The 5,693-nt window shown below is 72.3% G+C and carries 3 protein-coding genes and 3 pseudogenes; 3 read left to right on the top strand and 3 right to left on the bottom strand.

The window, feature by feature from the left end; genetic code table 11:
* Positions 1–61 precede the first annotated feature (61 nt).
* A pseudogene (locus ABT116_RS38755) lies at positions 62–622 on the top strand (hypothetical protein); the annotation flags it as partial.
* A 55-nt stretch (positions 623–677) separates the two neighbouring features.
* Here ABT116_RS38755 and ABT116_RS38760 read toward each other — a convergent pair.
* A complete protein-coding gene (locus ABT116_RS38760; RefSeq protein WP_234749500.1) occupies positions 678–860 on the bottom strand; it encodes a tail-anchor membrane protein in 183 nt (60 codons plus the stop codon).
* Between the two features lie 157 nt (positions 861–1,017).
* Here ABT116_RS38760 and ABT116_RS38765 point away from each other — a divergent pair, with 157 nt between their 5' ends.
* Together ABT116_RS38765 and ABT116_RS38770 are read left to right on the top strand one after the other, a co-directional pair.
* The gene (locus ABT116_RS38765; protein WP_351644269.1) at positions 1,018–3,960 is read left to right on the top strand and encodes an SCO1167/SCO6262 family helicase; all 2,943 of its coding nucleotides are present in this window, start codon (positions 1,018–1,020) and stop codon (positions 3,958–3,960) included.
* Positions 3,957–4,754: pseudogene (locus ABT116_RS38770) on the top strand (SWIM zinc finger family protein); the annotation flags it as partial. The gene ABT116_RS38765 and the pseudogene ABT116_RS38770, both read left to right, overlap by 4 nt.
* On the opposite strand, the gene ABT116_RS38775 reads toward ABT116_RS38770, so the two are convergent.
* Positions 4,747–5,088 carry a hypothetical protein gene (locus tag ABT116_RS38775; RefSeq protein ID WP_502984013.1) on the bottom strand — a complete coding sequence of 114 codons (342 nt, stop codon included), beginning with the start codon at positions 5,086–5,088 and terminating at the stop codon, positions 4,747–4,749. The pseudogene ABT116_RS38770 and the gene ABT116_RS38775 overlap by 8 nt on opposite strands.
* A gap of 208 nt (positions 5,089–5,296) precedes the next feature.
* Positions 5,297–5,665, bottom strand: a pseudogene (zapE, locus tag ABT116_RS38780) (AFG1/ZapE family ATPase); the annotation flags it as partial.
* Positions 5,666–5,693 lie beyond the last annotated feature (28 nt).

Consider the following 5,693-nt stretch of genomic DNA (forward strand, 5'->3'; position numbering starts at 1 on the left):
GGCGTCGAGTGGGTGCTGCACGCCGCCACCCAGGACCTGCCCTGCCTGCGCGAGATAGGCCGGGTGGCCTCTGGCGGTCGCCGTCGCGGCCCCCGGGGTGCCCGCGCCGCACGACCCGGGTCCGGAGGCGGACGACCGGCCCCCGCTCACCCCTCCGGACACCGGCGTCTGGGGTCCAGCCCAGCGGCGTCTGGGCGCGGACGAGATCGCGCTGCAGTGGGCCACGTGGCGGGAGCAGGTCGACGACGCGGAGTTCCCGGCGCCGGAGTCCTCGGAGGCCGCCGGGTCCCCGGGAGACGAGAGCGGCGCGACCGACGGTCCGGCCGGGCGCGGGGCGAACGCGCAGGCGGGCGGCCACAGCGGCATCCGGCGCGTCCTCGCGGAGGCCCGCACCTACATCGACTCGCCGCCGCCGCTGGGCCGGGTCCGGTCGTCCTTCGCGCCGGGTGACGCCCGGACCCTGCGGGCCGACGGTCCGGGCTGGTCGCTCGTCGCGAGGACCGACGACATCGCGTTCGTGCTGCTCGACGAGGAGCCCGGTGAGGTCCTGCCGGTGGGCAGGGGGCCGGAACTGCCGAGTCTCCTGGAGGCACTGGACAAGATGGCCGTACGGCCGAACTGAGGCGGTGCGGCCGGGCCCCTTGCGGCGCCCGGCCGGGCCGTGCGGAGCCGGCGGCTCAGCGGCCGAGTTCCTTGCGGGTGGCGCGGCGCAGCCTGCGCCGCTGCGATGGGTCGAGCGTGAGGTACGCGGCGGCCGGGACTCCCAGAATGATCAGGAGCGATGCCCACCAGGGCAGCCAGATCAGCAGGATGAGCCCGACCGCCACACCACCCGCGGCGATCTTGGCGTTGTTCGACATGATTGTCGCCTCCTTCGCGGCCACTGCCGCTCTCTGTCTCGAAAACGGACCCGTCTCCATGACGGTTCCGGACCGCGACCCTGAGACATCCCTGAGGTGCGACCCCGAGCACCCCCGAGACCTCCATGGTGACCCAGCTCACAGCTCATCCATACCCATGCGCACCGAAAGTGCTGTACTCTCGGCGACTCCGCTCCCACTAGTCAAATTTGAGGACTACGCCATAGCCAGGCATCAGAATCACCCGGCATCCTCCTCCGACACCTCCGAAATAGCCTTCTGCCGCTCCGTGTTCCTGCCCGGCGATCCTGCGCGCACCGGCAGCGTCGCCTTCTGGCGGCCCGACGGCACTCCCCTTCCGGTGGTGGCGTCCGCGTTCGTCACGGACCTGACGGTCGCCGTGCCTCACGACGGTGGGATCGAGGAAACGAGCCTGCCCGCCGTCCTGGTGCCGGTTGGCACGGCCTTGCCGGTCCTCACGCGGGCGCGTGCGGACGGGCAGGGGCACCGGTCCACCGTCTTCTGGGGCGCGGCCGCCCTGCACGCCCTGCACCTCGCCGCCCGCGGACTGCTGTTGCCGGGGCTGTCCCCGGGCGACCACGACGCCTGGCGCACGGGTCCGCTGCGCGCCGAGGACATCGAGTCCGTACGCCGCCTCGCCGCCGCGATGCCGCCGGAGGCGCACGCCGTGCCCCTGGAGAGCGCCGGGCCGACGCGGTTGCCCGACCCGGAGCAGCTTCTGCGCGCCTTCCTCGACGCGGTCGCCGACACCCTGCCCCGCTCGCCCGCCGCGCCACTGGTGACGGGCGGCCCCGCCTACGCCTCGCAGGAACCGGTGCGGCTGCCCGAGCAGCGCGCCTGGGCCGCCGACGTCGCCGCGGGCCACGACGCGGGCGTGCGGTTGTCGCTGCGGATCGAGGCGGACGGGCTCACCGACTCGGCGGACGATGGCGCGGGCGTGACGTTCCGGGCCGTGCTGCAGGTGCACAGCGTCAGCGATCCGGCGCTGGTCGCGGACGCCGCGGACGTCTGGGCCGGATCCCTGGGCGAGGCCTTCGGGCCGCGCGCGCGGATGGACGCACTGCTCGCCCTGCGCCGTGCGGCCCGGGCATGGGCCCCACTCACGCCCCTGCTGTCGGCGACCGTGCCCGACGCGGCCGAACTCGCCGACGAGGAGGTCACCGAGCTTCTCGGGACGGGCGCCCGGGCGCTGAGCGCGGCCGGGGTCGAGGTGCACTGGCCGAAGGGACTGTCGCGTGAGCTCAGCACGCACGCGGAGGTGGGGCCCCGCGACGGCGAGTCCGACGGCGAGCCGGAGCCCGGCGCGTCCCTCGCGGCCATGCCGTCGTTCCTGTCGGCCGACGCACTGCTCGCCTTCACCTGGTCGTTCGCCCTGGGCGACAGGCGACTGGAACGGGAGGAACTGGATCGTCTCGCCGAGGCGAAGCGCCCGGTGGTGCGGCTGCGCGACCAGTGGGTCCTGATCGACCCTCAGGAGGCGCGCCTGGCCCGCTCCCGGCAGGACCGCCGGGTGACGCCGGTGGACGCCCTGGGCGCGGCCCTGACAGGCTGGGCCGAGGTGGGGGGCCGCCGGGTCGAGGTGCGGCCCACCGGATGGCTGGCGGATCTGCGGGAGCGGCTCGCGAGCCCCGAGGGGCAGCAGCCCGTGGAGCAGCCCGCCGCCCTCGCCGCCACCCTGCGGGACTACCAGCGGCGGGGCCTGAACTGGCTCGCGAGTATGACGTCGCTCGGCTTGGGCTGCTGTCTCGCCGACGACATGGGACTCGGCAAGACGATCACGCTGATCGCCCTCCACCTGCACCGCCAGTCCGACGCACGGTTCGCCGGGCCCACCCTGGTGGTCTGCCCGACGTCCCTGATGGGCAACTGGCAGCGCGAGATCGAACGGTTCGCCCCCGGCACACCGGTGCGGCGCTTCCACGGGACTCGGCGCGGTCTGGACGACCTGGCCGACGGGGAGTTCGTGCTCACCACGTACGGCACGATGCGCCTGGACGCGTCCCGGCTCGCCGGGGTGCCGTGGGGCATGCTCGTGGCGGACGAGGCCCAGCATGTGAAGAACCCGTACTCCTCGACCGCGCGCGAACTGCGTTCCATCGGCGCACGCGCGCGCGTGGCGCTCACGGGCACCCCGGTGGAGAACAACCTGTCGGAACTGTGGGCGATCCTCGACTGGACGACCCCGGGGCTGCTGGGCCGGCTCGGAGCCTTCCGCCGACGGTACGCGGAGGCCGTGGAGGGCGGCCAGGACCCGGCCGCGGCCGACCGGCTGGCCCGGCTCGTACGGCCGTTCCTGCTGCGTCGCCGCAAGTCGGATCCGGGGATCGCGCCCGAGCTTCCGCCGAAGACCGAGACCGATCGCGCCGTGTCGCTCACCCAGGAGCAGGTGGCCCTGTACGAAGCGGTGGTGCGGGAGGCGCTCGCGGAAATCTCCGGCGCCGGCAGCATGGCGCGGCGGGGCCTGATCGTGAAGCTGCTGACCGGGCTCAAGCAGATCTGCAACCATCCGGCGCAGTACCTCAAGGAGGAGCGCCCCGTGATCGCCGGGCGCTCCGGGAAGCTGGAGTTGCTGGACGAGCTGCTCGACACGATCCTCGCCGAGGAGGCGGGCGTGCTGGTCTTCACCCAGTACGTGCAGATGGCCCGTCTCCTGGAACGGCATCTCGCCGCCCGCGGCACACCCTCGCTGTTCCTGCACGGAGGGACACCCGTCGCCGAGCGCGAGGCCATGGTGCGGCGCTTCCAGGACGGCGAGATCCCGGTGTTCCTGCTGTCGTTGAAAGCGGCGGGCACCGGGCTGAACCTCACCCGGGCCGAGCACGTCGTGCATTACGACCGCTGGTGGAACCCGGCCGTCGAGGCACAGGCCACGGACCGCGCGTACCGCATCGGCCAGACCCGGCCCGTGCAGGTGCACCGGATCATCGCGGAGGGAACGATCGAGGACCGCATCGCCGACCTGCTGCTGCGCAAGCGGGAGCTGGCGGACGCGGTCCTGGGAGCCGGCGAGGCGGCGCTCACGGAACTGACGGACGCGGAACTGGCGGATCTGGTCGAACTGCGAGGAGGCCTGCGATGACACGGCACGAGGGCGACACGGAACGCACCTTCGCCGCACTGCCGCCCGCGCACGGGCGGGGCTTCGCGCAGACCTGGTGGGGCCAGGCCTGGCTGCAGGCTCTCGAAGGCACGGCGTTGGACTCGGCGCAGCTCAAGACGGGCCGTCTGCTCGCCCGCGCGGGTGCGGTCGGCGCGGTGTCGGTACGTCCGGGGCGGCTCACGGCCGTCGTCCAGGACCGCGACCGTACGGCGCACCGGGCCGACGTCCTGCTGGAGGAGCTCTCGCCCGGACAGTGGGACCGCTTCCTGGACATGGCGGCGGAGCGGGCCGGTCACGTGGCGGCGCTGCTGGACCGGGAGATGCCTCCGCACCTGGTCGAGGACGCCGGGGACGCGGGCGTCGACCTGCTCCCGGGCCTGGGTGATCTGGAGCCGGAGTGCGACTGCGGGGCCTGGGACCACTGCGGGCACACGGCGGCACTCTGCTACCAGGTGGCACGCTTGCTGGACCAGGACCCGTTCGTGCTGCTGCTGATGCGGGGGCGTACCGAGGGCACGGTGCTGGACGATCTCCAGAGGCGCGGCGGGGTGTCCGCCGCGCGGGCGTCGGCGCCGGAGGGCGTGGACGCGGCCGAGGCGTACGCGGCCGGTGACATCCTGCCCCCGCTGCCGCCGCTGCCCACGCTGCCCGACGAGCCGGGGGCGCCGCCGTCGCTCGACACCGAGACGCCGCCCGCCTCCGGCCTCGACCCCGTCGCGCTGGAGTTCCTGGCCGCTCGGACGGCCGTACGGGCCCACAGCCTGCTCAGGGAGACAGACTCACCCACAGTTCGGTACCCGCCGGGAAGGGCGCGATTTCCGCGAAGACGGGAGCGGATGTGTCGGCCCAGTTGTCGATGCCCATCACGGGGATCGCCGACTGCTTCGCGCCGGTCGCGTCCCACATGTGATTGGCACGGCCCACCATCACGTTGCCGTTGTGACCCCACTCCTGCCCCACAGCACCCGGCAAATTCGCGAGTTGCCCTTGCGCTTTCATCGAGACCAGAAGCTTGCTGGTACCGATACTGCCCGCCGCGAAGAAGACCTTGTCGGCTGTCACCGTCTTGGTGCCGACGGTGTTGCCCTGCTCGTTGATCTGATTCATCACCACTTGATAGCCACCGCCGGTCGCGGCCGGGGCAACCGAGGTCACGACGTGCAGCGCCGAGATGGTGAGCTTGCCGGTGGCGGATGCCGCAGCGAGGTACGTCTTGTCCAGAGATTTCTTTCCGGCATTGTTGCTCGGGAGTGAAGATCTCGTCGAGGCGTGCGCCGGAAACGGTGACCGGGATGCTCGCGTCGTACAGGCGGTCGGCGAGAACCACGATGCGCAGTGCAACGGACTGATCCGTTGCCGGGTGGACACCGTCGATGAACACGGCCTTCACACCCTCGACCAGCTTGTTGTAGCGCGACGGATGCAGTGTGCTGAGGTGCTTGCACAGCTCGTCGAAGTTGTCGAGCGTGGCGCCGTCGATGGCGTCGGCCCGAGAGACCAACTCCTCCGAGGAAATGGGCTCCGGTGCGGGCGGAAGGTCACGGTGACGGTAGTCGGGACCGTCGACGCGAATCGTCTCGAAGATCGAGCCGAGCTTCTTGATCTCGCGCAGGAAGTCCTGGGCGGCGAAGCGACCCTCCCCGAGCTGGCCGGGAAGCGTGTTCGACGTCGCGACGATGGACACGCCGCGCGCGGAAAGCTCCGAAAGGAGG

Source organism: Streptomyces sp. NPDC002130, from assembly GCF_040296465.1.
Lineage (GTDB): Bacteria > Actinomycetota > Actinomycetes > Streptomycetales > Streptomycetaceae > Streptomyces.